A 261-nucleotide genomic window follows, 5' to 3' on the forward strand; every position below is an offset into this window, starting at 1 on the left:
GTTTGCCGCCGCACTGAGCGCCGTTGCGGCCGCTGTGCCGCACCGCGTCGACTTCGCCAGCCCAGACAGTGCTGATATGGCGGTCGATGGCTGCTTGTGGGGTGGCAACTTGGCCATGCTCGTGCATACCTTGGGTACGCCGTACTGGCACGAGCCGCAGCAGGGCATCTTGTTTTTGGAAGATATCGGCGAGCATCCATATCGGATCGAGCGCATGCTGCTGCAATTGCATTTTGCCGGCGTCTTAGCGCGCCAACAAGC

The 261-nt window shown here is 61.3% G+C and carries 1 pseudogene; it reads left to right on the forward strand.

Going from position 1 to position 261, the window contains the following annotated elements:
* Positions 1-261 (forward strand): annotated as a pseudogene (locus tag QN347_RS20205) (hypothetical protein); the annotation flags it as partial.

The organism is Sphingomonas sp. 10B4 (assembly GCF_035019905.1).
GTDB lineage: Bacteria > Pseudomonadota > Alphaproteobacteria > Sphingomonadales > Sphingomonadaceae > Sphingomonas > Sphingomonas glacialis.